Annotated in this window: 23 protein-coding genes and 2 pseudogenes; 14 read left to right on the top strand and 11 right to left on the bottom strand. The window is 35.3% G+C overall.

All coding sequences use genetic code 11. From position 1 onward, the window contains the following. Positions 1-12: 12 nt before the first annotated feature. The 4 genes from IPK14_24955 to IPK14_24940 all read right to left on the bottom strand — a co-directional run bounded on the left by IPK14_24955 (position 13) and on the right by IPK14_24940 (position 3196). The gene (locus IPK14_24955; protein MBK7996499.1) at positions 13-405 is read right to left on the bottom strand and encodes a hypothetical protein; all 393 of its coding nucleotides are present in this window, start codon (positions 403-405) and stop codon (positions 13-15) included. Then, a complete protein-coding gene (locus IPK14_24950) occupies positions 390-1916 on the bottom strand; it encodes an ABC-F family ATP-binding cassette domain-containing protein (protein ID MBK7996498.1) in 1527 nt (508 codons plus the stop codon). The genes IPK14_24955 and IPK14_24950 overlap by 16 nt, the downstream gene beginning before the upstream one ends. 63 nt (positions 1917-1979) lie before the next feature. After that, positions 1980-2807: a peptidyl-prolyl cis-trans isomerase gene (locus IPK14_24945; GenBank protein ID MBK7996497.1), complete on the bottom strand. Its 828-nt coding sequence runs from the start codon at positions 2805-2807 to the stop codon at positions 1980-1982. 206 nt (positions 2808-3013) lie between these two features. Then, on the bottom strand, positions 3014-3196 hold the full coding sequence (locus tag IPK14_24940; GenBank protein MBK7996496.1) for a hypothetical protein: 183 nt from the start codon (positions 3194-3196) through the stop codon (positions 3014-3016). A gap of 204 nt (positions 3197-3400) precedes the next feature. Between IPK14_24940 and IPK14_24935 the strand changes: the two are divergent. The 7 genes and pseudogenes from IPK14_24935 to IPK14_24905 all read left to right on the top strand — a co-directional run bounded on the left by IPK14_24935 (position 3401) and on the right by IPK14_24905 (position 7979). Further along, positions 3401-3587: pseudogene (locus tag IPK14_24935) on the top strand (50S ribosomal protein L28). A gap of 362 nt (positions 3588-3949) precedes the next feature. After that, positions 3950-4369 (top strand): annotated as a pseudogene (locus tag IPK14_24930) (WG repeat-containing protein). A gap of 60 nt (positions 4370-4429) precedes the next feature. Further along, the gene (locus IPK14_24925; protein MBK7996495.1) at positions 4430-4861 is read left to right on the top strand and encodes a WG repeat-containing protein; all 432 of its coding nucleotides are present in this window, start codon (positions 4430-4432) and stop codon (positions 4859-4861) included. A 138-nt stretch (positions 4862-4999) separates the two neighbouring features. Beyond that, positions 5000-5560: a sigma-70 family RNA polymerase sigma factor gene (locus IPK14_24920; protein MBK7996494.1), complete on the top strand. Its 561-nt coding sequence runs from the start codon at positions 5000-5002 to the stop codon at positions 5558-5560. Further along, complete coding sequence (locus IPK14_24915; protein ID MBK7996493.1) at positions 5523-5966, top strand: zf-HC2 domain-containing protein; 444 nt, start codon at positions 5523-5525, stop codon at positions 5964-5966. The genes IPK14_24920 and IPK14_24915 overlap by 38 nt, the downstream gene beginning before the upstream one ends. A gap of 28 nt (positions 5967-5994) precedes the next feature. Continuing rightward, positions 5995-7047: a zinc ribbon domain-containing protein gene (locus IPK14_24910; GenBank protein MBK7996492.1), complete on the top strand. Its 1053-nt coding sequence runs from the start codon at positions 5995-5997 to the stop codon at positions 7045-7047. Further along, positions 7044-7979, top strand: coding sequence for a zinc ribbon domain-containing protein (locus IPK14_24905; protein ID MBK7996491.1), 936 nt, complete (start codon positions 7044-7046; stop codon positions 7977-7979). Before IPK14_24910 ends, IPK14_24905 begins: the two co-directional genes overlap by 4 nt. 5 nt (positions 7980-7984) lie before the next feature. Here IPK14_24905 and IPK14_24900 read toward each other — a convergent pair whose 3' ends face one another. From IPK14_24900 to IPK14_24885, 4 genes are all read right to left on the bottom strand, one after another. Further along, on the bottom strand, positions 7985-9481 hold the full coding sequence (locus IPK14_24900; protein ID MBK7996490.1) for a tetratricopeptide repeat protein: 1497 nt from the start codon (positions 9479-9481) through the stop codon (positions 7985-7987). 75 nt (positions 9482-9556) lie between these two features. Then, positions 9557-10426, bottom strand: a complete 870-nt coding sequence (locus IPK14_24895) for a Uma2 family endonuclease (protein MBK7996489.1) — start codon at positions 10424-10426, stop codon at positions 9557-9559. A 361-nt stretch (positions 10427-10787) separates the two neighbouring features. Then, positions 10788-11735, bottom strand: coding sequence for a Gfo/Idh/MocA family oxidoreductase (locus IPK14_24890; GenBank protein ID MBK7996488.1), 948 nt, complete (start codon positions 11733-11735; stop codon positions 10788-10790). 30 nt (positions 11736-11765) lie between these two features. Then, positions 11766-12965 carry a 1-deoxy-D-xylulose-5-phosphate reductoisomerase gene (locus tag IPK14_24885; GenBank protein MBK7996487.1) on the bottom strand — a complete coding sequence of 400 codons (1200 nt, stop codon included), beginning with the start codon at positions 12963-12965 and terminating at the stop codon, positions 11766-11768. Positions 12966-13291: 326 nt separating this feature from the next. Here IPK14_24885 and IPK14_24880 point away from each other — a divergent pair, with 326 nt between their 5' ends. The 7 genes from IPK14_24880 (at position 13292) to IPK14_24850 (ending at position 20133) form a co-directional block, all read left to right on the top strand. Continuing rightward, the gene (locus tag IPK14_24880) at positions 13292-14104 is read left to right on the top strand and encodes a mechanosensitive ion channel family protein (GenBank protein MBK7996486.1); all 813 of its coding nucleotides are present in this window, start codon (positions 13292-13294) and stop codon (positions 14102-14104) included. Between the two features lie 185 nt (positions 14105-14289). Beyond that, a complete protein-coding gene (locus IPK14_24875) occupies positions 14290-15027 on the top strand; it encodes a hypothetical protein (GenBank protein MBK7996485.1) in 738 nt (245 codons plus the stop codon). A gap of 36 nt (positions 15028-15063) precedes the next feature. Continuing rightward, a complete protein-coding gene (locus IPK14_24870; GenBank protein ID MBK7996484.1) occupies positions 15064-15669 on the top strand; it encodes a 4Fe-4S dicluster domain-containing protein in 606 nt (201 codons plus the stop codon). Between the two features lie 29 nt (positions 15670-15698). Beyond that, positions 15699-16127: a polysulfide reductase NrfD gene (gene nrfD / locus IPK14_24865; protein MBK7996483.1), complete on the top strand. Its 429-nt coding sequence runs from the start codon at positions 15699-15701 to the stop codon at positions 16125-16127. Further along, on the top strand, positions 16087-16623 hold the full coding sequence (nrfD, locus tag IPK14_24860; GenBank protein MBK7996482.1) for a polysulfide reductase NrfD: 537 nt from the start codon (positions 16087-16089) through the stop codon (positions 16621-16623). The genes nrfD (IPK14_24865) and nrfD (IPK14_24860) overlap by 41 nt, the downstream gene beginning before the upstream one ends. 30 nt (positions 16624-16653) lie before the next feature. Then, positions 16654-19482: a molybdopterin-dependent oxidoreductase gene (locus IPK14_24855; protein MBK7996481.1), complete on the top strand. Its 2829-nt coding sequence runs from the start codon at positions 16654-16656 to the stop codon at positions 19480-19482. 60 nt (positions 19483-19542) lie between these two features. Further along, on the top strand, positions 19543-20133 hold the full coding sequence (locus IPK14_24850; protein ID MBK7996480.1) for a glutathione peroxidase: 591 nt from the start codon (positions 19543-19545) through the stop codon (positions 20131-20133). A gap of 45 nt (positions 20134-20178) precedes the next feature. Here IPK14_24850 and IPK14_24845 read toward each other — a convergent pair whose 3' ends face one another. The 3 genes from IPK14_24845 to IPK14_24835 are packed head-to-tail and all read right to left on the bottom strand — an operon-like array spanning position 20179 to position 22928. After that, positions 20179-21342: a PLP-dependent aminotransferase family protein gene (locus IPK14_24845; protein MBK7996479.1), complete on the bottom strand. Its 1164-nt coding sequence runs from the start codon at positions 21340-21342 to the stop codon at positions 20179-20181. Positions 21343-21376: 34 nt separating this feature from the next. Next, positions 21377-22312, bottom strand: a complete 936-nt coding sequence (gene pssA / locus IPK14_24840) for a CDP-diacylglycerol--serine O-phosphatidyltransferase (protein ID MBK7996478.1) — start codon at positions 22310-22312, stop codon at positions 21377-21379. After that, positions 22305-22928 (bottom strand): phosphatidylserine decarboxylase, encoded by a 624-nt coding sequence (locus tag IPK14_24835; protein ID MBK7996477.1) that lies wholly within the window; start codon positions 22926-22928, stop codon positions 22305-22307. The genes pssA and IPK14_24835 overlap by 8 nt, the downstream gene beginning before the upstream one ends. Positions 22929-23013: the final 85 nt, after the last annotated feature.

Below are 23013 nucleotides of genomic sequence, written 5' to 3'. Positions count from 1 at the left end.
TGTCTAACTTCATTAACTATTAACATTTTCTCTGCTTAACATAACTGTTTCCCATTCTTGATAAAGCGATTCTAGCTTTTCATTAAGCCTATCATATTCTATTTGCAATTGAGTTAACCGCTCTGGACTGCGAGCGACCTCTAAGCTAGCTAGTGATTGAGAAACTTGAGAAACCTCTGATTCTAACTCTGCAATGTCTTTTTCAATCACAGTTATATCACGTAGAACTGTTTTTACAGTTTTAGGTTTGGTAATTTTAGTGATATTGCGCACTTCACGTGCTTGCTGTGCGCGAAGTTGCTGCTCTTGTTCAATACGTTTTTGGCGCACTTCACAATATTCTGAATATGTGCCAGAAAAAATTTCTGCTTGTTTGCCGTCTAAGTATACTATTTCTGTTGCCAATCGATCGAGAAAATATCTGTCATCATGGAAACAACTAATGCTGTACCAGCAAATCCATCTAAAGCACTTTCTAGGGCTTCTCTTGAAATAATGTCTAAATGATTAGTTGGTTCATCCAAAACCAGTACATTAACCCGGCTATAGACTAATTTCGCTAAAGCTAGACGACCTTGCTCACCACCACTAAGATCAGAAACTTGCTTAAATACATCATCCCCAGAAAAATTAAATGTTCCAAGAAATGATCTCAATTTTACTTCTTCTGCATAAGGCTCAAGTTCTCTTATCTCATCAATTACCCGATTACTTTGGTTAAGTTCATTAAGTTGCTGGTCATAGTAGCCAATACTAATATTACTACCCCAATGTACTTCACCATTTAATGCAGGTTGACGATTTAATAAAGTGCGTAGTAATGTGGTTTTTCCTGTACCATTACCACCTATGATAGCTAATACTTCTCCCCGACGCAAAGTAAAGTTAATTTTTGTAGCTAAAGAATGTGTTTGATAACCGATGGATAAATCTTCTACAGTTAACACTATATCACCACTACGTGCAATTGGTTTAACAGAAAAACTAGCAACTGCTTCTGTTGTAGTTAAAGATTCTACCTTTTCCATTTTCTCTAGCATACGCCGACGAGATTTTGCTTGCTTAGTTTTTTGACCTGCTAAATTACGTCTAATAAATTCTTCTGTACGTTCAATAAGCTCTTGTTGCTGTTCATAAGCACGAAGTTGTGCTTTACGGCGTTCTTCTCGCTCCTCAAGATAAAAAGAAAAATTACCAGGATAATTACTAATTTTGCCAGTTTCCAATTCTAAGATTCTATTTGTACATTTATCAAGCATATAGCGATCGTGAGAAATAATAACATAGGCTGACTTATAAGAGATTAAAAATTCTTCTAACCATTCAATAGCACTTATATCTAAATGGTTGGTAGGCTCATCTAAAAGTAAAATGTCTGGTTCGCCTAAAAGAAGTTTTGCAAGGCTAAGTCTTGCTTGTTGGCCGCCACTTAGGTGGGTGACAGACAATGAAAAGTCTGCCTTATTAAAACCCAAACCTAGTAAAACAGCTTCAGCACGTGCTGAAACAGTAAAACCACCTGCCATTTCATAGCTTTGTTGCAGTTCACTATATTCAATTAAAGCTGTTTCTAAAGCTTCATCAACAAGTTCTGTCATAGCTTGTTCTAGCTTTTTCATGCGTGATTCTATTTCATGTACTTTTGTAAAAACGCTTAATGCACTTTCTAAAATTGTCGTTCCTGCTACAACCCGATGTTGTTGTGCTAGAAGTCCAATGGAAAGATTACTAGCGCGGAAAATTTGCCCTTGATCTGCTTGTTCTGTAGCTAATAAAAGACGAAAAATTGTAGTTTTACCAGCACCATTACGGCCAACTAGACCAACTTTTTCGCCAGGATTAATCTGGAAGCTTACACCACAAAGCACTTTATCTGTAGCATATGACTTATAAATATCTTCAAATCGAAATAACATAATAGTCAATTGTTAAACCATAAGATAAATAGAGTCATCATCTTATGGTTTAAAGTTAATATTTTATTTTTCTGTTGGTTTCTTTTCGCTACTTTTATCTGTAGTAGCGTCTTTGGTTTCTTTGGTTGGGTCAGTAATTGGATTTTCTTTAACCTCTTTATTTTCCTCTGGTTTAGGTGTAGCTTTATTTTCTGTAGCATTAGAACCTGTAGCTAAACTAGTAGGTCTTAGAGAGCCAAAATTATCTGGGTTTTGAAGCATTCTTTGAGCTAAGAAATTTTCTACTTTAGTTTGGCTCATTGCTGTTGCAAGCAATGCAGAGTTAAGAACATTTTTGCGTTGAGAAAGTAAAAGTTGAGAAATTTGACTCTTTACTTGGGGATTATCTAAAGTAAGCTTTTCTTCTTGAGTGCGTTTAGCCGTCAGCTTAAAGATATACCAACGACCTTTAGAGCCTTGTACAGGAGGAGTGATATCACCTTCTCGCATTTGATAAAAAGCTTGTATAAGTTGAGGAGGAAAGCCTCCTTGTTGCAAAGCTTGTTCATCTAAAAATCCTAGGTCGCCTCCCTTTAATGCAGAAGGATCTTCTGATTGTGTACGAGCTACTGTAGCAAAATCGCCACCTGTTTTTAACTGGCTATAAAGAGTTTCTATTTTTTGTTTAGCTTGGTCTTCACCAATGGCATCGTTTTTTGCTTTATTATCTGCTGCATCAACAGTTATCTGACTAATATTAATACCTTTACCAATAGTAAATTGTCCTGGGTTATTATTATAATATTCTTCTATTTCTTTATCTGTTGGTGGTTTAACCTGGCTAGTTTTTTCTTGTAGTTTAGCAACCGCCATTTTTCTACGTTCTTCTTCACGAAACTCTTCTTCTGACATTCCTATATTTTTTAATTCTTTTTGAAAATCATCAGAAGAAAGCCCTCGTTCCTGAATAGCCTTTTGTATTAAAGCTTGTACATCTTCATCACTAATTTTAATGTTTTCTTGTTTTGACCTTTGATAAAGAACTTCATCAGTAATTATTGAATCTAGTACTTGAAGTCGTGCTGAAGCTAATTCAACGATATTTAGATCGGTAATTTTTACCTGTCTGACTTTGTTGCAACTTGTTCAATAAGTCGATCTACTTTAGAAAGAGGTATTTCTATACTTCCTACTTTAGCGACTGTTTCCCCACCACTACCACTAGTGTTAGAGCCTGCTTTGCTACCAGTATCACAAGCAACGGTTAAAGAAAATAATAAAACTAGAGAAAATAACAACATTTTGAGTCTACTAGACTTGACTTGCACAATAAACTTGCTCCTTTTTGCCCTTATTATTTGACTTAGTAAAAGTGGTTTGCTATAAATAGCGTTTTCTATTAAAAACTGAATTTGAAATCATACCAATAAACGCGCCGAAAATAAAATATCAAAACCCTTGTCACCAAGCATAATTTTTGGCACTAGCAGAGGAGATAAAGTTTTATGTCAATGAAATGTGATATTTGCAAAAGGCCACAATTTGGCAACCGTGTTAGCTTATGCTAATAACCGCACTAGACGCAGATTTAACCCCAATCTACAAAGAGTTCATACAGTTGTTAACAATACACGCTGTCACTTAAAAGTTTGTACTCAATGTATTAAAGGCGGGAAAGTTACTAAAGTTTAATTTTCCATTAAAAATTTACATAAAACCTACTAAGCACGAAATTGTAAGTAATTTCGTGCTTGAGTGTTTATTCTGATACACCTATCTTACTTTTTTGCTTCTTAAATAGCTTAAATAATATTTCTGTAACCTTTCCTTATTCTAACTTCCTAGTTTATACTGTAAAAACCAACTTAAAATTAAATAAACATTACATAAATCAATTTCCATAAACTTAGTTAGGAGTAAAAATTTATGAAAAAAATTTTTCTTATTAGCCTAATAATATGTTCTTTTTTAACAATATCTTATCAAACCTCAATAAATGCACAATCTCATAGCACAAAACTGTTAATTACTCTACTGACATAAATTTATTTCCCATTAAACAAGACAATAAATGGGGTTACATTGATAAAACTGGTAAAGTAGTTATAGCAGCAGAATTTGATCAAGCTAGCTTTTTCTCTCAAGGTCTGGCATTTGTACGTAAAGATAACAAAATAGAAGTAATTAACAGCCGTGGAGAAACAGAATTTTACCTACCTAATAATGTCAATAATTATGCTGCATTTTCTGAAGACTTAGCTGTAGTTGCAATTAATGGTAAATATGGCTTTATTAATAAAAAAGGTGAAATAGTAATTACACCACAGTTTGATCAAGCCCGGTCTTTTTCTGAAGGCTTAGCAGTAGTTAAAATTGGGGATCATTATGGCTTTATTGATAAGTCCGGCCAAACAGTAGTTAATCCACAGTTTTTTTCTGCTACATCATTTTCTGAATCTTTAGCAGCAGTACGATTTAAGCAAAATGATTTACACCCTGCTTTTATAGATAAAACTGGAAAAGTGTTCTTCTATTTGCCTAATGAAACGCTTGGAAATTTTACTAAAACAGATATCACAGAAGTAACTAGCCAAGATTTAGGTTATGAAAAATCCTCCTATAATTTAAGCAACTTTAAAGCATCAATAACTTTTGAAAATCGAGCTTTTTCAGAAGATTTAATTTCTGTAAGAATTAATAATAAATATGGTTATATAAACAAAGCAGGCGAAATTGTTATTGCACCTATGTTTGACTTTGCTGATGCTTTTAATGAAGGTTTAGCTCAAGTTAGCATTAACGGCAAATGTGCTTATATTAATAGTTTAGGCACAGTAATTATAAAAACACCTTTTGATTATTATAACTGTAGTGGTTTTGCTAATGGCTTAGCTCAAATACAAGTAAAAGGTAGTGTTGGTTATTTAGATAAATCTGGACAATTTCTTTGGCCTTTAACTAAATAGCTAATTATAAGAAAAATCTTAAAACCAGTTTGAACCTTTTTTTTTTAAGCTGGTTTATATTTTTGACTAAAGCTTTTAATAAGCTAGACAAAACCATCAAAAAACAACCAAATAAAATTCTTGCGAGGAATCCTAGCTGTGTCTTCTGATGAAAATTTAATGACGCGCTTTGGTCGAGGTGATGAAACAGCGTTTTCCGAAATAGTTGGCCGTCACCAACACCGATTACTTAACTTTATTTACCGTCGAACAGGTTCACGTGAACTAGCTGAAGATATTGTTCAAGAAACATTTTTACGTGTGGTTAATGCTGCATCTCGTTATCAAGCAACTGCTAAATTTACTACTTGGCTTTATACAATCGCTCTTAATCTTTGGCGTAATGAAGTAGCTCGTCGTCGCAATCCATCAGAGCTTTCTGAAAGAGATCGAATTCAAGAAAGTGTTTCTTTAGATCAACAAGTAGATTTTAGAAAACTACAAGATCTAATGCAGGATTTAAGCGAAGAACATCGCCTAGTTTTAGAGCTTAGTTTTATAGAAGGTTGGACAAATCAGCAAATTGCTGATCTTCTTTCTTGTTCAATTGGGACAATTAAATCACGAAAATTTTACGCATTAAAAGCGTTACGCAAACGCATGGGTATAGACGATGAGCGAGATGAACGAATGTCAGAATCTACAACAGCAATTGGATGAGTATTTATCCAATCATTTATCAGACTTTGCTAAACACCGTATTGACAACCATTTACGCCAATGTTCTATTTGTGCAAAAGAAGTAAATGGTTACAAAATAGTTATTGGGCAATTACGCTCACTTGCAAAGTCTGCTAATATTGAGCCAAGCTTATCACTAGAATATAGCTTAAAGCGTATTACTCAACCAAATCCAACACAAGAACTATTTACTAGTAGTAACTATAATGTTTTGATCCTTAGTGGTACATTATTATTTGTACTTGGTACAATATTTGGATTACTTAATTATTATGGTGCTGTAAGTAGTTCATTATTAATTAGTTTTATAAGTGCTTTGTTGGGAAGCGTAGTTTTAGCAACAGGTCTAATACAAATGAGACGTAAAACTAAAAGCAGTAAGTAATTTTAAGCAACAATAACTTCTATCTATCATGACAAATCGGCTGCAAATTCCTAAGCTAGTAGAATTGCTAGGAAGGCTAGCTTTAGCTGGCTTAGGGTTATTGTTACTTTGTACAGTTAGCTTAGTAATTCTGCGAAATTACACGGAAAATATTCTTGTACAACGAGCCGCACTAGATTTGCCTTTGCTAAAAAATCGTTGGCCGCAATTTAAGAAATCTGTTGCTCATTTGCATGAACCTATTAGCAAACTTTTAGCAAACTCAGATAACTTAACTGTTGACGAAAACATTCAACAGCTAATGCATGAAACTACATCAGCCCATACTTATACATTAGCTGGAAGCTATGACCAAGGCAAAATTATTGCTCACATTGAAGTGGTTTTATTTGAAAAAGACAAAGTTCGTCCTGTTGCCTGGTTTTGGTCGCCCTATGTAGATACAGGTCTTACTAATACAGAGCTTTATACAAGAGTAAGTTTACAGCAACTTGAACAAACAGAACTACTTAACACCAATGGATTAGTCTTAGAAGTTTTTTCACCAGAAACAATTGCTAATGAACGTCGTGCAAGAATCTTTTTTTACTTACATACAGAATGGCATTATTACGAAACTTGGATAAAAATCTTAGTCCGTGTCTCACAACTTTTAAGCCTTATTACAGTTTTATTAATAGCTACCTGGGCTTACTTTTCTACTAATAAACTAACTAGCAGTCTGCTAGTAATACTAATATCTATTGTAGGACTAATAATTTACAGTTCTTTTATGTTAAAAGCTCTTAGTTTACGTACTATCCTAACAATGTTGATAACACTTCAATTTGGAGCTAGTGCTAATCGAGCTAGTGACTTTGCTGGTCTAAGTTTATTAGTAGGTGCTGCTTACGCACTATTATTATTAGGTTTATTACATCTACCAAGCAAGTCTGCTTGCAGTAGTTGCAAACGAAATGTTAAAGAAGATTATCGTTTCTGTCCATTTTGTAATTTTGCACTAAAACGTAATTGCTCCCGCTGTGCTAAGGCTGTTGATACACGTTGGAATTACTGTCCTAGTTGTAGCGAGGAAATATGACCAAAGATAGTGCTTTCCTTATATTTCTAAGACGGACTCTAACTATATTACTAATAGGGTTAATAGGACTTTTATGTACTTATTTAACTTTAGCACGTATTAATAAAGCAGAATCTTATAAAAAAGGAATGGCAGCTATTAACCAATCCCTTGAATTTTGGCCTACAATTTTATCTCAATTAGAAGCTTCACGTGGAACTATCCCTATTTCAACAACACAAGAAACTTTACTTAATAACTTAAGATTTATCAATTTGTTAGACTCTTTAGCTGCTAAACAAAAAGAAAAAATCCTAGTAGCAGGAACAAAAGTCCCTATTTATGTAAGATTTTACTTACATACTACTAATGCTCATATAGTACCTTTACCAGGTAATATTAGTACACCAAAACAAGATAAAGACCTTTGGCTACCAACTTCTGTAGAAGTAATTGCAGCACAACAAGATATTTTGCTAGCAGATTTTATTGACAAAAAAAGCCAACCCACTTGGGCAATTGACCCATTAGAACTAGAAACTCGACTTAATAATAACCCTGGGGTTTTATCTTGCATACTTGTAATTAACGCGCCTGGAGGTCAAGAACAAACTCTATCCTGGGTTTATCAAATATTACTAATGGTAATTTCCTTACTTATTTTCTTTGTTCCAACTTATGTTTGGTATGACTCACGTGGTCGCTATAGAAATGTTGTTTTGTGGACAATGCTTGTAACACTAACCAACATAGCAGGATTATTAATTTACTTGTTAGCAGGTCGAGTTTTAGCAACTACTTGTCCAGAATGCAACCAAGCTGTTAGCGAAGACCAAAAATTTTGTCCTTTTTGCCGAGTTTCTCTTAAAACGGAATGTATCCACTGCGGCCAACCTTTTGGCTCAAACTGGCAATTTTGTGCTAGTTGTGGTCATAAACCTACAAAAGATTAGCTTTACTACTTATTTTGTGCTTTTTCTTCAATCTCTCTTAAAAGTAGTTCTGCTTTTGTTTTTAATTCTATGTCTTCTTCCTTAAGTAATGGCTGAAGTATCTTTTTTGCTCCCTGGTAATCTGTTGTAGCTATTTGTAGTTGAGCTTGTGTTAAAAGAAATTGTTTCTTCCTTGGAGCAAGTAAAACTGCCATTTTTGCTTGCTCTAATCCTGTTTTGTAATCTTCTCCTAAACCTAGCTCGCTAAGTGCCGCTAAATTATATGCTTGGGCAAATTCTGGGCGAAGTTTTATAGCTGATTGAGCATTATTTTTAATCTCTTTTAGCACTTCTCCACTTAACTTGTTGTCTATTTTACCCATCAAATAAAGTGCATTAGCATATTGGTAGTAAACTTGATAATTTTTTGAACTACGTGCTATTGCTTGCTGAAAATATTCTTTTGCTTGAGAATATTTTTCTTGCTTCATAGCAATAAACCCAAGGTTTTCTAGAGTTTCAACTAAGTTTGTATCCAAAGCTTTAGCTTGTTGTAAAGATTTTTCAGCATCTTCTAAACGCCCTATTTGCAGCAGTAAATTACCTAAATAAACTTGTGTTTGTGCTTCGCTTAAGGTTTGTATAGGTAAATTTTTATCTAATGCAGGTGCCTTTAATTGATACTTGACTACAGGATAGTACTTATTATTAACATAGCCTCTTAAAGTATCTTGCATTTCTTCAAAACCAACCCCAAAAGCTTCTGTAAAAGCTTGTTCAGGTGTTTTGCCAATTCTAATTAGCTTAATAAACTTAAAAAGCTGTGGTTTACGAACTCCTCGTTCAGAAATCATTAAATAATGCACAAATAACCAAGATTGGGTATAAAAAAAGCTAGATTTATCACTTTCATTATAGGCAGGAGAGTTAAAATCAACTTGGATTAACTCCTTTAATGGAATTAGCTTTAAGCCATTGTTTTGCAAATACTCTACATGAAAAGGCAATGGTGTTCCAAGTACAACTTCGTTTTTATCTATTTCAAATGTGGAATAAAGTTCTGCTAGCCCTTCATTTATCCAAGGTGGAAGTTCAACGGTGCTAAAATTGAGTAGCAAATGAACATACTCATGAAAAATAACTCTTAAGGTTTCTACCGTACTATCAATAGCTATAATATTTCCATCTTCGCCAGATTGAAAATAGCCGCTAATATCTTTTCTTACTTTGCCTTTATAAATAGGCTTAAAAGGGTTAAAAGACCTATCATCCCTAAAAATAACTACTGTCACTGGCACAGGTTCGCTTTCAGGTACATTTGGATAAAGCTGGACTAAGGTATAGCGAAATTGTTCTAGTTTTTGAGTAATTTCTTTTGTTTTCTTCTCATCAGCATTGCTAACAACATTAAAATTTTTACTTTGCAGATTTATCCATTTATCTTTTGCCAAAGCAGTTGAAGCAAAACAAAATATTATTAGTCCAACAATAACAACACTTAGCTTATTTTTAAGGTTTTTCATAACTAGTTCCTAAAAGCTATGTTTAATGATAATTTCTCTAAGTTTATATTTAACTTTTAGTTTTCTCCAGAACTTTTACAAATCTTCTGGATCTATGCCAAGTTCCTTTAACTTTGCTGCTAGACGTTCTGCCTTTTGTAAAGCTTCTTCCTTAGCTTGTGTTTCTTCTCTAACTTTTTGTAATGCAAGTTCTTTCTCTTGGCGTTCTTGTTGGGCTAACTCATCCCCTGTCAAAATAAGATTTCCCTCTGAATCAGTCCAACGTAACCAAGTGTCATGCTTACCTTCAAACTCACCTTCCCAAAGAGTAACCCTTAAATTTGGCAAAAGATCTTCACTTTCATAAGAATATAAGTAATAAGCATTATCCCTAAGATGGTACACTGATAATTTTTCACTCATAATATGCTTCATTGGATCATAAATTATATAAAATGGTATCCTCATCTTGGCATAACGATTTACTTTTCTACCTTTTTCGCCACCTTCTTTGTTAGAAACAATTTCAATTACTAAATCTGGCACTTTTCCAAACTGCCAAACAAAATAAGAACGATGTTCTTTTTTCCACCAATCATCATCTATTTCTACATCCAAACTTACAAAAACATCTGGAACTATAGGATTTTCTTTTACTGAATTAAAAATACCTACATTTGCCGTTGCTAAAAACTTAGCTTCTCCAGGAGCTTTCCAACCACTGTAAAGAGAACTTGTTAATAATCTTTGATTTTTTTCTGAAGGTAAATTATCCACTGGCGTTTCGTCCTCCGTTACCAAATGACTTACATCTACTTCTATTTTTTCCGTTAACTCTTCAACTTCGTCATCTTCTGTTACTAAATGACTTACGTCTACTTCTATTTTTTCTACTAGTTCCTCAGTTTTATCATTTTGTGTAACTAAAGGGATTAGAACCGTTTCTCTTACTAACTCTTTAGACATATTTACTCCTTAAAACCTCTTAAACTACCTAAGTTTTTTACCAGCTATTTATCTTTGGATATTTCTAAAGGCTTGATTTTTATTGTGCAAGAAAGTTGCTATTTTGTCTATAGTTTACCCCTTTAAAAACCTTAAAGTTTGTTTTGAACCTTAAAGCTTTTAACTTTGTTTAAACGAGACAAAAGAAAACGTGTAAAAAATATGGGAGGCTTTATGCGTGCAGCCCTATTATTGATAACTGTGGTTTTATTGCTAGCATTTATTTTTAGCTTGTTAGGCTTTCAATTAAGCTTAGTTGTGCTTATTTTTACTTCCTTATTTATCCTATGGACAAATTCTAAATCATCCAACAATTACTAGGCTATAGCCCAATTTTCCTTGCATGTTCTGCAATTTTTTCGCTCACTTGTAAAGCTAAATCCAAAGCATTACGTCCATCTTTACCCGTCACTGCTGGAATTTGATTGTTAATTACTGACTCAACAAATGATGCTAGTTCGGCTCTTAAAGGTTCATCTGCTGTCACTGGCAAAAGCCCTGCTTGAATAGGCAAGCCTCCAGCATTTTTTGTAGGTCTTAAACTCCAAATCCCTGCTTGTTGAGTAACATAATCTAAAGAAATATAATCATTTGGCTGAAAAAGTCTTAGCTTACGAGTCTTTTCATTAGAAATACGACTAGCAGTAATATTTGCTATACACCCGCTAGCAAATTCTAAACGAGCGTTAGCAATATCAAATTTAGGAGAAATCACTGGGATTCCTACAGCAGTAATGTTTGTTACCAGAGATTTTACAAGCCAAGAAATAATATCTAAGTCATGTACCATTAGATCCATTACTACATCAATATCTAGGCTACGTGGTGAAAATAAACTTAAACGATGAGTTTCAAAAAATCTTGGAGTAGTAACAACTTTACTAACAGCAACAACTGCTGGATTAAAACGTTCTAAATGACCAATTTGCAGACAAAGATTGTTTTTTTCTGCTGTTGCAATTAGCTCATCCGCTTCTGCCAAAGTACAAGCAATAGGTTTTTCAATTAGCACTGCAATTTTATTACTTAATAAATCACACCCAATAGAACAATGATCAATGGTAGGAACAGCTAAACTAGCAGCATCAATTTTTCCAAAAAGCTCTCTATAATCAGAATAAAACTTAGTGTTATATTCGCTAGCAATTGCCTCTCCTCGTTCCTTATTGCTATCACAAACCCCAACTAGCTCAACTCCTGCCATTGATGAATAAATTCTGGCATGATGACGACCTAAATAACCTACTCCAATAACAGCAACTTTTAACATCTAAATTTAACCTTCCTAATTTTTAATTTTCTAATTTGATTTTCCTACAGTTAAGCTATTTAATTCTAAAATAAAGTCTTCTGCCCACAGACGAGTTTTAGCATCTGCTGTTAAAGCATCTTCAATACTAGATAAATTGCCAACACCTTGTTTTTCACAGCTAGACAAAGCATTATCTATAACTCTTGGAATATCCATAAAACCAATACTGCCATCAAGAAATCTAGCTACAGCAACTTCATTTGCAGCATTAAGAACCGTTGGAGCAATTCCACCTAAACGCAAGGCTTTATAAGCTAGTGAAATTGCTGGAAAACGACTCTCATCAGGTGCAAAAAATTCTAGTTTTTGTAAGTTGGTAAGATTTAATCTAGGCAGGTCTAAAACTAATCTATCAGGGTAAGTCATAGCGTATTGAATTGGCAATCGCATATCTGTAAGCCCCATTTGAGCTAAAAATGAGCCGTCAACCAGTTCAATCATTGAATGCACTACGGATTGAGGATGAATAACAATATCTATTTGATCAGCAGTAAAACCAAAAAGCCAACGGGCTTCAATAACTTCTAGTCCTTTATTCATCATAGTTGCAGAGTCAATAGTAATTTTTGCTCCCATTTGCCAAGTAGGGTGTTTAATTGCTTGTGCTACTGTAGCTTGTTGCATTTCTTCTAATGTTGCATTGCGAAAAGGCCCACCTGACGCGGTTAAAATAAGTCTTACTACTTCCGAAAAGCGTTCACCCCTTAAACATTGGTGTAGGGCGTTATGTTCGCTATCTACAGGCAAAATTTCTGCTCCATTTTCTTGAGCGCATTTTTGCATAAGCTGACCAGCCATTACAAAAGGCTCTTTATTAGCAATTGCAACTCGTCTGCCAAGTTCAATAGCCTTGTAGGTTGGCAGCAATCCCAACGCTCCAACCGTTGCAGAAACGACTATTTCCGCCTCTGAATGTGTAGCAACAGCAAGCATTCCTTCCATTCCAGTTTTTATAGTCGGCATGCCGACATTTAAGCCTTGCAAGCGTTTTACCAACTCTTTAGCGTGTTGATCTGTTGCAACAGAAACTATTTCCGGTTTGTAACGGGCAGTTTGTTCTGCAATCAACTCTATATTTGTTCCCCCAGAAATTGCTATAACTTGAAAACGTGGAGCTAGTCGATCAACTACATCTAAAGTATTTCGCCCAATTGAGCCAGTAGAACCAAGTATTGCTACTTTTTGCATATAAAACCCTCAAAATTTTTTCTTTAATTTATCTATTTTTTAGCAAACAAAAGATATTACACCAAACCTATTATTTGGGCAAAACCCTCTAGCTAGTAAATTTAGCCCAGGCCTTTAGAGCTAAAAAGTTGTGCATTGCTCTATATTTCAATAACTTGTAAAGCAAATTCCATAACTATTTAACTAAACATTAAGTTATCTTTAACTAAATATTTATGAAAGTAGTGCTATTTTTTCCCCTTTATAATACTCTTTAAGGTAAATAGCTTAATACCAAGCTATTTATTTATGAGTAAAAATCTATTTATTGAGGAGGAAGTAAATTAATGGATATCGATTTAGCAAAAATTATTCAAGATTTAATAGTCATTCTATCCCAATTTGGAATGAAATTAGTTGGTGCTTTAGCACTTTGGATAGTTGGACGTTATTTAATCAAACTAGTAAATCAAATGTTGGTTAGCTCTCTAAGAAGACAACCTATAGAACCAACAATTCTTGGTTATTTAGGTTCAGCTTTAACAGTAATACTAAATATTACTTTAGTAGTAGCTATTTTAGGCTTTTTCGGCGTTCAAACCACAACTTTTGCAGCACTTTTAGCGGCTGCGGGGTTTGCAGTCGGTACAGCTTGGAGTGGACTACTTTCTAATTTTGCTGCTGGTGCGTTTATCGTTGTTTTGCACCCCTTCAAGGTAGGTGACTTTATTTCTGCTGGTGGCATTATTGGAACTGTTGAGGAAATAGGGCTATTTGTTACAACAATTAACACTATGGATAATGTAAAAACCTTTGTTGGTAATAATAAAATTCTCTCTGACAATATACAAAATTTTTCTGCTAATCCTTTTCGCCGCGTAGATTTACTTGCACAACTTGACCATAGTGTTGATCCAAAAGCTGCTAGTCAACTACTAAGAGAGCGAATTAGCAAAATTCCAAATGTAATTGCTGAACCTAAACCAGACATTGAAATTTTGCAATTTACTCCTATGGGGCCGGTTTTAGCAGTTCGTCCTTATTGTAATAATGACCACTATTGGCAAGTTTATTTTGATACTAATCGAATAATCCGAGAAAGCTTTGGTGAAGCTAACTACCCTGCTCCAGAACAACATTTTGCTGTTAAGCAAAGTTAACTTTTTGTCTTTGCTTAATTTTCTAAAAGCTAAATAACCTTAAAAGAGCTATTTGTTAAAAACAAGTAGCTCTATTTTTTTAACTACCTGCGCTTGTGATTGTAGGCTGTTACTAAATTATGCTTAAATATCACTATCCTTTTATAACCAATCCCTATTAACAACTTTATTTTTAAGGAAGTTTTATGAGTCAAAGATTTTTTTATTATTCACTCAATTTATTACTTGTATTAGTTTTTTTACTAGCAGCAAATGTTAATCAAGTACAAGCTCAATCTGGCAGAAGAGTTCAACCACCTCCACCCGCACCAGTAGAAAATTCTAGACCTGAAACAACAAAACCAAGAGAAACCTTTGACCCACCTCCAGCCGCTAAAAATGAAGAAAAAGAGGTTGTAGAACGAAAACCTTTTGTCTTGACCTATGATCAAAATGCTTTTGAACTGCCTCAAGGCAATACAGGCAATAATATTACTGGTCTAGTTGTTAATACCTGTTTAGAACGCTTAAGACAATATGACAGTATTAGCGTTACTCCTGATAAAGAAATGAATCGCGGTCAAGCTTCTAACAAAGCAAAAGCTGATGAACATAACCACTTTATTTGGCTACAAGTTCGTGTAGAAACTTTTAACAGTAATGGTCAACCTCAAAGCTTACAAGACTTTGCAGTTGATTATGTAGTTTTTAGTCCTAAAGATGGCAAAATAAAAGCTAATGGACGTGTTTATTTACGTCCCTATCAACCTGGTGTTGGAATAGGTGGAGTTAATCTTCCTCTACCAGCTAATATTCCTCTAGGTGTTCCTGGTGTAGGTAATTCCCTACAATATTCACTGCTTCAAGCAGGCGTAGAGACAGCCGATCGCATTATGCAAGGTCTTAAAATTGCTCCTCCAACGCAACCTAATAGAAGATTTTAAGTCAAGTAACAGCTAATTTCTTGTTGGGGTTCTTTTATGCGCTATGGGTTTTTGATTGATCAACGTAAATGTATTGGTTGCCACGCTTGTACAGTGGCTTGTAAGGCTGAAAATAATGTTCCTTTAGGTAGTTTTCGCACTTGGGTTAAATATGTTGAAGAAGGAAACTTCCCCAACACAGAACGCCAATTTGCTGTTTTGCGCTGTAATCATTGTGATAATGCTCCTTGTGTAAAAATTTGTCCTGTTACAGCACTTTATACCCGTCCAGATGGAATAGTTGATTTTGATCAACAACAATGTATTGGTTGCAAAGCTTGTATGCAAGCCTGTCCCTATGACGCGCTTTATATCAATTCCCACACAGACACAGCAGAAAAATGCAATTTTTGTGCGCATCGTGTCGAAGTAGGGCTTCAACCTGCCTGCGTTATTGTTTGCCCAGAACAAGCTATTGTTACAGGAGATCTAGACAATGCAGAAAGTCCTATTTCACAACTACTTAGCAAAGAACGTGGTGTTGCTCGTAAACCTGAGCAAGGCACACGTCCTAAGCTTTATTATTTAGGCTCAGGGAAAAGTGTCTTAAAACCAGAACTTCAAAACGAGATAATAGCTATCTTTGGTCAGAAACTGGACTAGATAAACAAACCGTTGATTTACAACAATTTATTTCCAAAGCAGAAGCCAAAGCCCGTACAGCTTATGACGTACCTCATCATCAAGTTTGGGGTTGGCGCGTTTGGGCCTACCTTTGGACTAAATCCATTGCTGCTGGAGTGTTCTTTTTACCAGCCTTTGCGCTAATAATGGGTTGGCAAAAGTCTAAATCTCTGTTAGTTGCTTCATTGATTTCTTTGATTTTTCAAGTAGTTACTGGTTATTTGCTAGTGTCAGACTTGCGCCGTCCTGAAAGGTTTTTGCGTATTTTACTGCGTCCACAATGGAAGTCCTGGCTTGCAATTGGAGCTTATATTTTAACTGCATTTGGTGGTGTTTCTAGTTTAGTGTTTGTAACTGAAACTTTTTCTTTATCCAATTTAACTTACTATTTAGCAAATTCCTGGGGCAATTTTAGGAATTTTAGCAGCAATTTATAGCGGCTTTCTTTTTGCTCAAGCTGAAGGTCGGGACTTTTGGCAAAGTCGGCTAACTACACCTCATTTATTTTTCCAAGCTACTTTGGCTGGTGCTGGGGCATTAGGTGTTATTGCTCCATTAATCAATTTACTTGCAGTTTTTGCTTCTTTAACTATTGGCAAAGTACCAGAACAAATTTTTTCCTGCTTTATTAGAAATAGCTTATTAGTTGGTTTAATTGGACATTTAGCAATTATAGTTTTAGAAATAGCTTTAACTTACTTAAATAAACCTAAGCCACAAATGGCTGATGCTCGACGAGCAATGACATTACTAACACACGGGCCTTATTTTTATCAATTTTGGGCAAATGCAATATTTTTTGGGGTATTAATACCAGCATTATTTTTAACTTTTGGTTTATCAACATTTTTTGCTTCAATACTTGCTTTATCTGGTCTTTACACTTATGAAAGACTTTGGATTACAGTAGGTCAGAAAGTTCCGTTAAGCTAAAAATTCTTTAATTCTTTGGAAAATTAAACAATGTTTACTTTTGTAAAAAACTTAATTTCAAGAAAAGCACCTCGTAAAGACAAAATTGAGCCAATTAATAAAAGTGGAGAATTAAGTAATTTTCCTCCTGTAGATCGTTGGGATGATTGGACAGAATATGAAGCAGCCGAGTGGCCTGATAGGGTTGCACGCCGCTATATGCTTGTTCCTACGATTTGTTTTAATTGTGAAGCGGCTTGTGGACTGCTTGCTTATATCGACAAAGAAACAATGCAAATTCGCAAGCTAGAAGGAAATCCTGTTCACCCAGGTAGCCGAGGCCGTAATTGTGCTAAGGGGCCAGCAACACTTAGCCAAATAAACGACCCTGAAAGAATACTCCATCCTCTTAAACGTGTTGGACAACGTGGCGGTGGAGAATGGAAAAGGGTCTCTTGGGATGAAGTTTTAACAGATATTGCAGGACGAATTAGACAAGCTTTTTTAGATAACCGACATAATGAAGTGATGTACCACGTAGGCCGCCCAGGTCATGACGGCTATATGGACAGAGTTTTACAAGCTTGGGGAATTGATGGTCATAACAGCCATACTAATGTTTGTTCTGGTGCTGCACGGTTAGGTTATGCTCTTTGGCAAGGCTCCGATCGTCCTTCGCCAGACCATGCAAATGCTAAATTTATTTTGTTGCTAAGTTCCCATCTTGAAACCGGACATTATTTTAACCCTCATGCACAGCGAATTATTGAAGCTAAAATGGCTGGTGCAAAAATTGCAGTTATTGACATACGTTTATCAAATACGGCTTCAATGGCTGATTATTGGCTAGCACCTTGGCCCGGTACAGAAGCAGCATTATTACTAGCAATGGCTCAAGTAATCTTGGCTGAAAATCTTTTTAATAGAGAATTTTTAGAACGCTGGGTTAACTGGCAAGAATTTATGAAGGCCAAATACCCAGAGCGTCAAGCTAATTTTGATGAATTTTTAGCTGCATTAAAGGAGCATTATCAAGAATTTACCCCAGAATTTGCTGAAAAAGAAACCCGTGTTTCTGCTGAAATGACTCGTAAAATTGCCCGTGAAATTGCTCAAGCAGGCGAAGCATTTGCATCACATGTTTGGCGTAATGCTGCTTCTGGCAATTTAGGCGGCTGGCAAGTGTCACGCTGTTTAGAGTTCTTAAATGTTCTTACTGGTAGCATAGGGACTAAGGGCGGAGTTTCGCCTAATACTTGGGATAAATTTGTCCCTACACCACCTAATAAACCAAGTCCACAAAAAATGTGGAATGAAATGCTTTATCCAAAAGAATATCCTCTTTCACATCATGAATTAAGCTTTTTGCTACCACATTTTCTTAAATCTGGACGAGGCAAGCTATCAGTTTATTTTACAAGAGTTTATAACCCAATTTGGACAAATCCAGATGGGTTAACTTGGCTAGAAACTTTACTAGATGAAACTTTAGTAGGACTGCATATTGCACTTAGTCCAGTTTGGAGTGAAACAGCTTGGTTTGCTGATTATGTCTTGCCAATGGGGGTTGGTGCAGAACGACACGACATTCAGAGCCAAGAAACTCATGCAGGTAGTTGGATAGGTTTTCGTCAACCTGTGCTAAAAACCGCACGTCAAAAACTTGGAGAAAAGTTTGAGTTTACCTATCAAGCTAACCCTGGCGAGGTTTGGGAAGAAGATGAGTTTTGGCTAGAACTCTCCTGGCGTATTGACCCTGATGGCTCATTAGGAATCCGCCGTTATTTTGAATCACCTTATCGGCCAGGTGAAAAAATAACAGTTGATGAATATTACCAATGGATCTTTGAAAATAGTGTCCCAGGTCTAAAAGAAAAAGCCCAAGCAGAAAATTTAACACCTTTAGCATATATGCGTAAGTATGGAGCTTTTTCAGTAGAAACAGATGTTTATAAAAAACATGAAAAAGTGCTTTCAAGTTCAGAGTTTTCCGATAGCCAAGTTGATGAAACAACAGGAATAATTAGAAAAAATGGTGCTGCTATTGGCGTAAAGATTAATGATAGTGCCGTAGTCGGTTTTCCTACACCATCCCGCAAACTAGAACTTTATTCTGAAACCATGAAAGATTGGCATTGGGCAGAATATACATTACCTGGTTATATACGTAGTCATGTACATTGGCAAAATATTAAGCAAGAAGCTAATGAAATGGTACTAGTACCAACATTTCGACTTCCAACTTTAATTCATACTCGATCAGGCAATGCTAAATGGTTAAATGAAATTTCTCATAGTAATCCAATTTGGATACACACAGAAGATGCCGTTAGAGTAGGCGTTAAGACCGGTGACTTATTAAAAGTAGAGACTGAAATAGGACTTTTTATTAATCGTGTTTGGGTGACAGAAGCAATTAGACCAGGTGTTATAGCTTGTTCTCACCATTTAGGACGCTGGCGACTACGCGATAAAATAGGCGGAGAACGTTGGTCAACGGCTCTAGTAGATTTAATTAAACTTAACCCTACACAATGGTTTATGCGACAAATGAAATCGATAGAACCATTTACTAGCGCGGATCCTGAATCTGAACATATTTGGTGGCAAGATGCTGGAGTTCATCAAAACTTGACTTTTTCAGTACATCCTGACCCAGTAAGCGGAATGCACTGCTGGCATCAAAAAGTAAAAGTCTCTCGTCCCTTGCCAAATGAGCGTTATGGAGATATTTTTGTTGATACAGCCAAAGCTCATCAAGTTTATCAAGAATGGCTAGCTCAAACTCGTCCCGCACCAGGGCCAAATAATTTACGTCGTCCATTGTGGTTTGCTCGTGCAGTCAAACCAGCACCAGAGGCTTATAAAATCAATGAGTAAGCTGCTAAATCATTTAATAATATTAATTTTTAATCTTAATCTAATTTCTTAGGAGAAAATATGAAACTGTTTATATCTATAATGATGATGGTAATGATGTTTGCAACATTATCTGTAAATATGGGTTGTTCTTCAGCAGAAGCTAATTTACCACCTTTAACAGAAAAATCTATTTATGATTTTTCTATGAAGTCAATTGATGGTAAAGATGTCAAAATGGAAGAATATAAAGGTAAAGTTTTGCTATTGGTTAATGTAGCTAGTCAATGTGGTTACACTCCACAATATGAAGGTCTACAAAAAGTTTATACCAAATATCAAGATAAAGGATTTGTTGTTTTAGGTTTTCCAGCAAATAATTTTGGTGGGCAAGAACCTGGTAGCAATGAAGAAATTAAAACTTTCTGTAGTACAAAATATAATGTTACTTTTCCAATATTCTCAAAAATTTCTGTAAAAGGTTCTGACAAACATCCTTTCTATAGATTCTTAACAGAAAAAGCAACTAATCCCGATTCAGCGGCTGAAGTAGCTTGGAATTTTAATAAATTCTTAGTAGATAAAAATGGAAAAGTTGTAGCTAAATATGATTCTGGCGTTGCTCCAGAAAGTGCAGAATTGACTTCAGCAATTGAAAAAGCATTGCAATAAATTCTAAATGTAACTGGGAACGCTATTTTGCGTTCCCATAAAAATTTATAGTAATGAACAGAGGGTTTTTATCCCCTGGCTAATACGTTCTGGTGTTTCTTTAGAAAAAGCTAGCCGTAAACTATTAGCCTTTCCTTCATTTACATAAAAAGGTTGACCAGGCACATAAGCCACACCTGTTTCTACAGCTTGAGTTAAAAGCTTAGTAGTGTCTATTTCTTGGTTAGCAAGCTCTACCCAAACAAATAAACCGCCTGTGGGTTGTGTCCAAACGGTATTAGCAGGAGCATTTTCTTTTAATGCTTGAAGCATTGATTGGCAACGAATTTGATAAAACTCTCGCAAAACTCCAAGCCGCTTGTTAATTAAACCTTGTCTTCCACATTCAGCAACAATAGCTTGATCTAGCATACTAGAACAAAGATCAGCAGATTCCTTGATTAATTCAATATTTGCAACAAATTCACTATTAGCAACAATCCAAGCAGTTCTAAGACCTGGGGTTAAAACTTTTGAAAAGCTTCCTAAATAAATTACTCGTCCTTCTTTATCAAAACTTTTTATTGGTGGAGGTGGAGGAGCAGAAAAATAAAGCTCTCCATAAGGATCATCTTCTAAGATTAGTAAATCTAATTCTGAGGCCAAAGCTAGCAAGTCTTTACGTTTTTGCAAAGATAGCGTAATTCCAGAAGGATTTTGAAAATTTGGAATAGTATAAATTAATTTAACTTTGCGGCCTTGTTTGCGAAGTTCTAAAACTTTTTCTTTTACAATACTTGGCTCTAGGCCGTCCATAGCCATTTCAATGCCAACAAGTTCTGCACCTGCATTATTTAAGGCGTAGGTGCCCCCAATATAGCTAGGTAGTTCAACTAACACAACATCGCCTGGGTCTATTAGCAAGCGGGAAACCAGGTCTAAACCTTGTTGAGAGCCGCTAGTAAGAATAAATTCCTCGGCTTTTGTTTCAACTTTGCGGTTTTGCATTTCTTGAACCAAGTATTCAATTAGTTGGCGATTGCCACGAGTGACCCCATATTGCAAAACTTCGCTACCACGTTCATAGACCAAGCGGCTAGAAATTTCTGCTATTTCATTGTAAGGAAAAGTTTCTGGGCGAGGAACACCACCAGCAAAGGAAATAATTCCAGGACGATTAATTAAAGTAGAAAGACGACGAATTGGATTAGGTCTTAGCCGATCTGCCAAAGAAGAAAAATATTTTTATTACCCATATTTTTGCCTAAGATTGTTGATTAAGACTTACATCAGAAGAAACATTTCCTGTTGAAGGATCTTCTGTTGAAGAATGTGGACGGAAAAAGCTTAAAATTTTTGCTACTGGCCCCAAAGAAACATAACAAGTTGCCATTACTAGTAAAACTACCTGTGACCATTGGTAAATAGCTAAAATCATTATAGCAATTAGCAAAAAGGTTTGATTACGGCTTATAGATGGTTTATCAGACGTGCTTTTAAAATTATTATAGCGCACTGTACTAACCATTAGGAGAGCAAGGATAGCAGTTAAAATCATTAGTAAAACACTAAAAAAGTTAGCGTCAATTATAAACCCAAATAGATCCATTTGGCCTTTACGCATAATTAAAGGTACTGGGGTAAAATGCACTATAGCAGCAATTAAACTTGCACCTGCTGGGATTGGCATACCAACAAAGTATTTTTTTACAGATTTATCTTGTACAGGTTTACGAGCTAAAACATTAAAGCGTGCAAGACGTAATGCCCCACAAACTAAAAACATAAAGGAAACAGCCCAGCCAATTTTTTGTAGTTCAACAATTGGGCTATAGGCCCAGGAATAGACCAAAACAGCAGGCGCAATTCCAAAACTTAACACATCGGCTAAAGAATCTAGTTCAACGCCAAATTCACTAGTAGCATTAGCCATTCGTGCAATACGGCCATCTAGGAAATCAAATAAAACAGAAAAACCAATACACATTGCAGCTAAATCAAAATGATGTATTGCTTGGGATTGTAATACTTCATTTTTTAATGAAGCACTGAGAGCGACTTTTTGAAAACCTTTTAAGGCTTCTAGAACAGAATAAAAGCCACAAAAAATATTTGCAGTAGTAAGGAGACTTGGGACAATATACACGCCTTTACGTAGGTCAGGGCCTCGCCGCGGTTTTTCTTTAGATTTATTATCCATTAGAGTTTTTCCTTCCAATGATGGTTACACCACCTTTTAACTTATCGCCTGCTTTAATTAAAATCCTAAATTCTGCTGGTAAAATTAAATCTGTACGAGAACTAAACTTAATTAAACCTAATCTTTCACCTAAATCTACTGATTCTCCAGTTTTTTTCCACAAAACACATCGACGGGCAACAATACCTGCAATTTGTTTCATAATAACTTTAACAGAGCCATTTTCAATAGTAATAACATTTTGCTCATTAATTAGTGAAGCATCTTCACGGGTAGCAGGTACAAAACGACCTTTTACATAATTAATATCACTTATTTTTCCTGCTATTGGAGAGCGGTTAATGTGTACATCAAGAGGTGAAAGAAAAATACTAATTAAATTTGGAGAATTTGCTATTTCTGGGTTAATAGCTACTACTTTGGTGACACGACCATCAGCAGGAGCAACAACTATATCTTTTTCATCAGGAATACTACGTTCTGGATCACGAAAGAAATAAATCACAAACAGCAATAAAATAAAAAATATTGCTGCTATTAAATATAATTGCATAAAGGCAATCATTATAGTTAATAATGCTAAGAAAATTATATAGGGATATGCTTCTTGTGCCATATTTTTTTTACTATAAAGTTTTAATACTATAATCAAAAACGGGAACTACCTTAATAAGATTGTCCCCGTTTTGGTTGTAACCTGT

It is taken from the genome of Blastocatellia bacterium (assembly GCA_016713405.1).
GTDB lineage: Bacteria > Acidobacteriota > Blastocatellia > Chloracidobacteriales > JADJPF01 > JADJPF01.
This window is presented reverse-complemented; position numbering and strand designations above follow the sequence as displayed.

Bases quoted from the DNA above. Each gene is read 5' to 3' on its own strand.
- IPK14_24950 (MBK7996498.1), bottom strand. From the start codon at position 1,916: ATGTTATTTCGATTTGAAGATATTTATAAGTCATATGCTACAGATAAA.
- IPK14_24945 (MBK7996497.1), bottom strand. From the start codon at position 2,807: ATGTCAGAAGAAGAGTTTCGTGAAGAAGAACGTAGAAAAATGGCGGTT.
- IPK14_24940 (MBK7996496.1), bottom strand. From the start codon at position 3,196: ATGTTGTTATTTTCTCTAGTTTTATTATTTTCTTTAACCGTTGCTTGT.
- IPK14_24915 (MBK7996493.1), top strand. From the start codon at position 5,523: ATGAACGAATGTCAGAATCTACAACAGCAATTGGATGAGTATTTATCC.
- IPK14_24910 (MBK7996492.1), top strand. From the start codon at position 5,995: ATGACAAATCGGCTGCAAATTCCTAAGCTAGTAGAATTGCTAGGAAGG.
- IPK14_24905 (MBK7996491.1), top strand. From the start codon at position 7,044: ATGACCAAAGATAGTGCTTTCCTTATATTTCTAAGACGGACTCTAACT.
- IPK14_24900 (MBK7996490.1), bottom strand. From the start codon at position 9,481: ATGAAAAACCTTAAAAATAAGCTAAGTGTTGTTATTGTTGGACTAATA.
- IPK14_24895 (MBK7996489.1), bottom strand. From the start codon at position 10,426: ATGTCTAAAGAGTTAGTAAGAGAAACGGTTCTAATCCCTTTAGTTACA.
- IPK14_24890 (MBK7996488.1), bottom strand. From the start codon at position 11,735: ATGTTAAAAGTTGCTGTTATTGGAGTAGGTTATTTAGGTCGTCATCAT.
- IPK14_24885 (MBK7996487.1), bottom strand. From the start codon at position 12,965: ATGCAAAAAGTAGCAATACTTGGTTCTACTGGCTCAATTGGGCGAAAT.
- IPK14_24880 (MBK7996486.1), top strand. From the start codon at position 13,292: ATGGATATCGATTTAGCAAAAATTATTCAAGATTTAATAGTCATTCTA.
- IPK14_24875 (MBK7996485.1), top strand. From the start codon at position 14,290: ATGAGTCAAAGATTTTTTTATTATTCACTCAATTTATTACTTGTATTA.
- IPK14_24870 (MBK7996484.1), top strand. From the start codon at position 15,064: ATGCGCTATGGGTTTTTGATTGATCAACGTAAATGTATTGGTTGCCAC.
- IPK14_24855 (MBK7996481.1), top strand. From the start codon at position 16,654: ATGTTTACTTTTGTAAAAAACTTAATTTCAAGAAAAGCACCTCGTAAA.
- IPK14_24850 (MBK7996480.1), top strand. From the start codon at position 19,543: ATGAAACTGTTTATATCTATAATGATGATGGTAATGATGTTTGCAACA.
- pssA (MBK7996478.1), bottom strand. From the start codon at position 22,312: ATGGATAATAAATCTAAAGAAAAACCGCGGCGAGGCCCTGACCTACGT.
- IPK14_24835 (MBK7996477.1), bottom strand. From the start codon at position 22,928: ATGGCACAAGAAGCATATCCCTATATAATTTTCTTAGCATTATTAACT.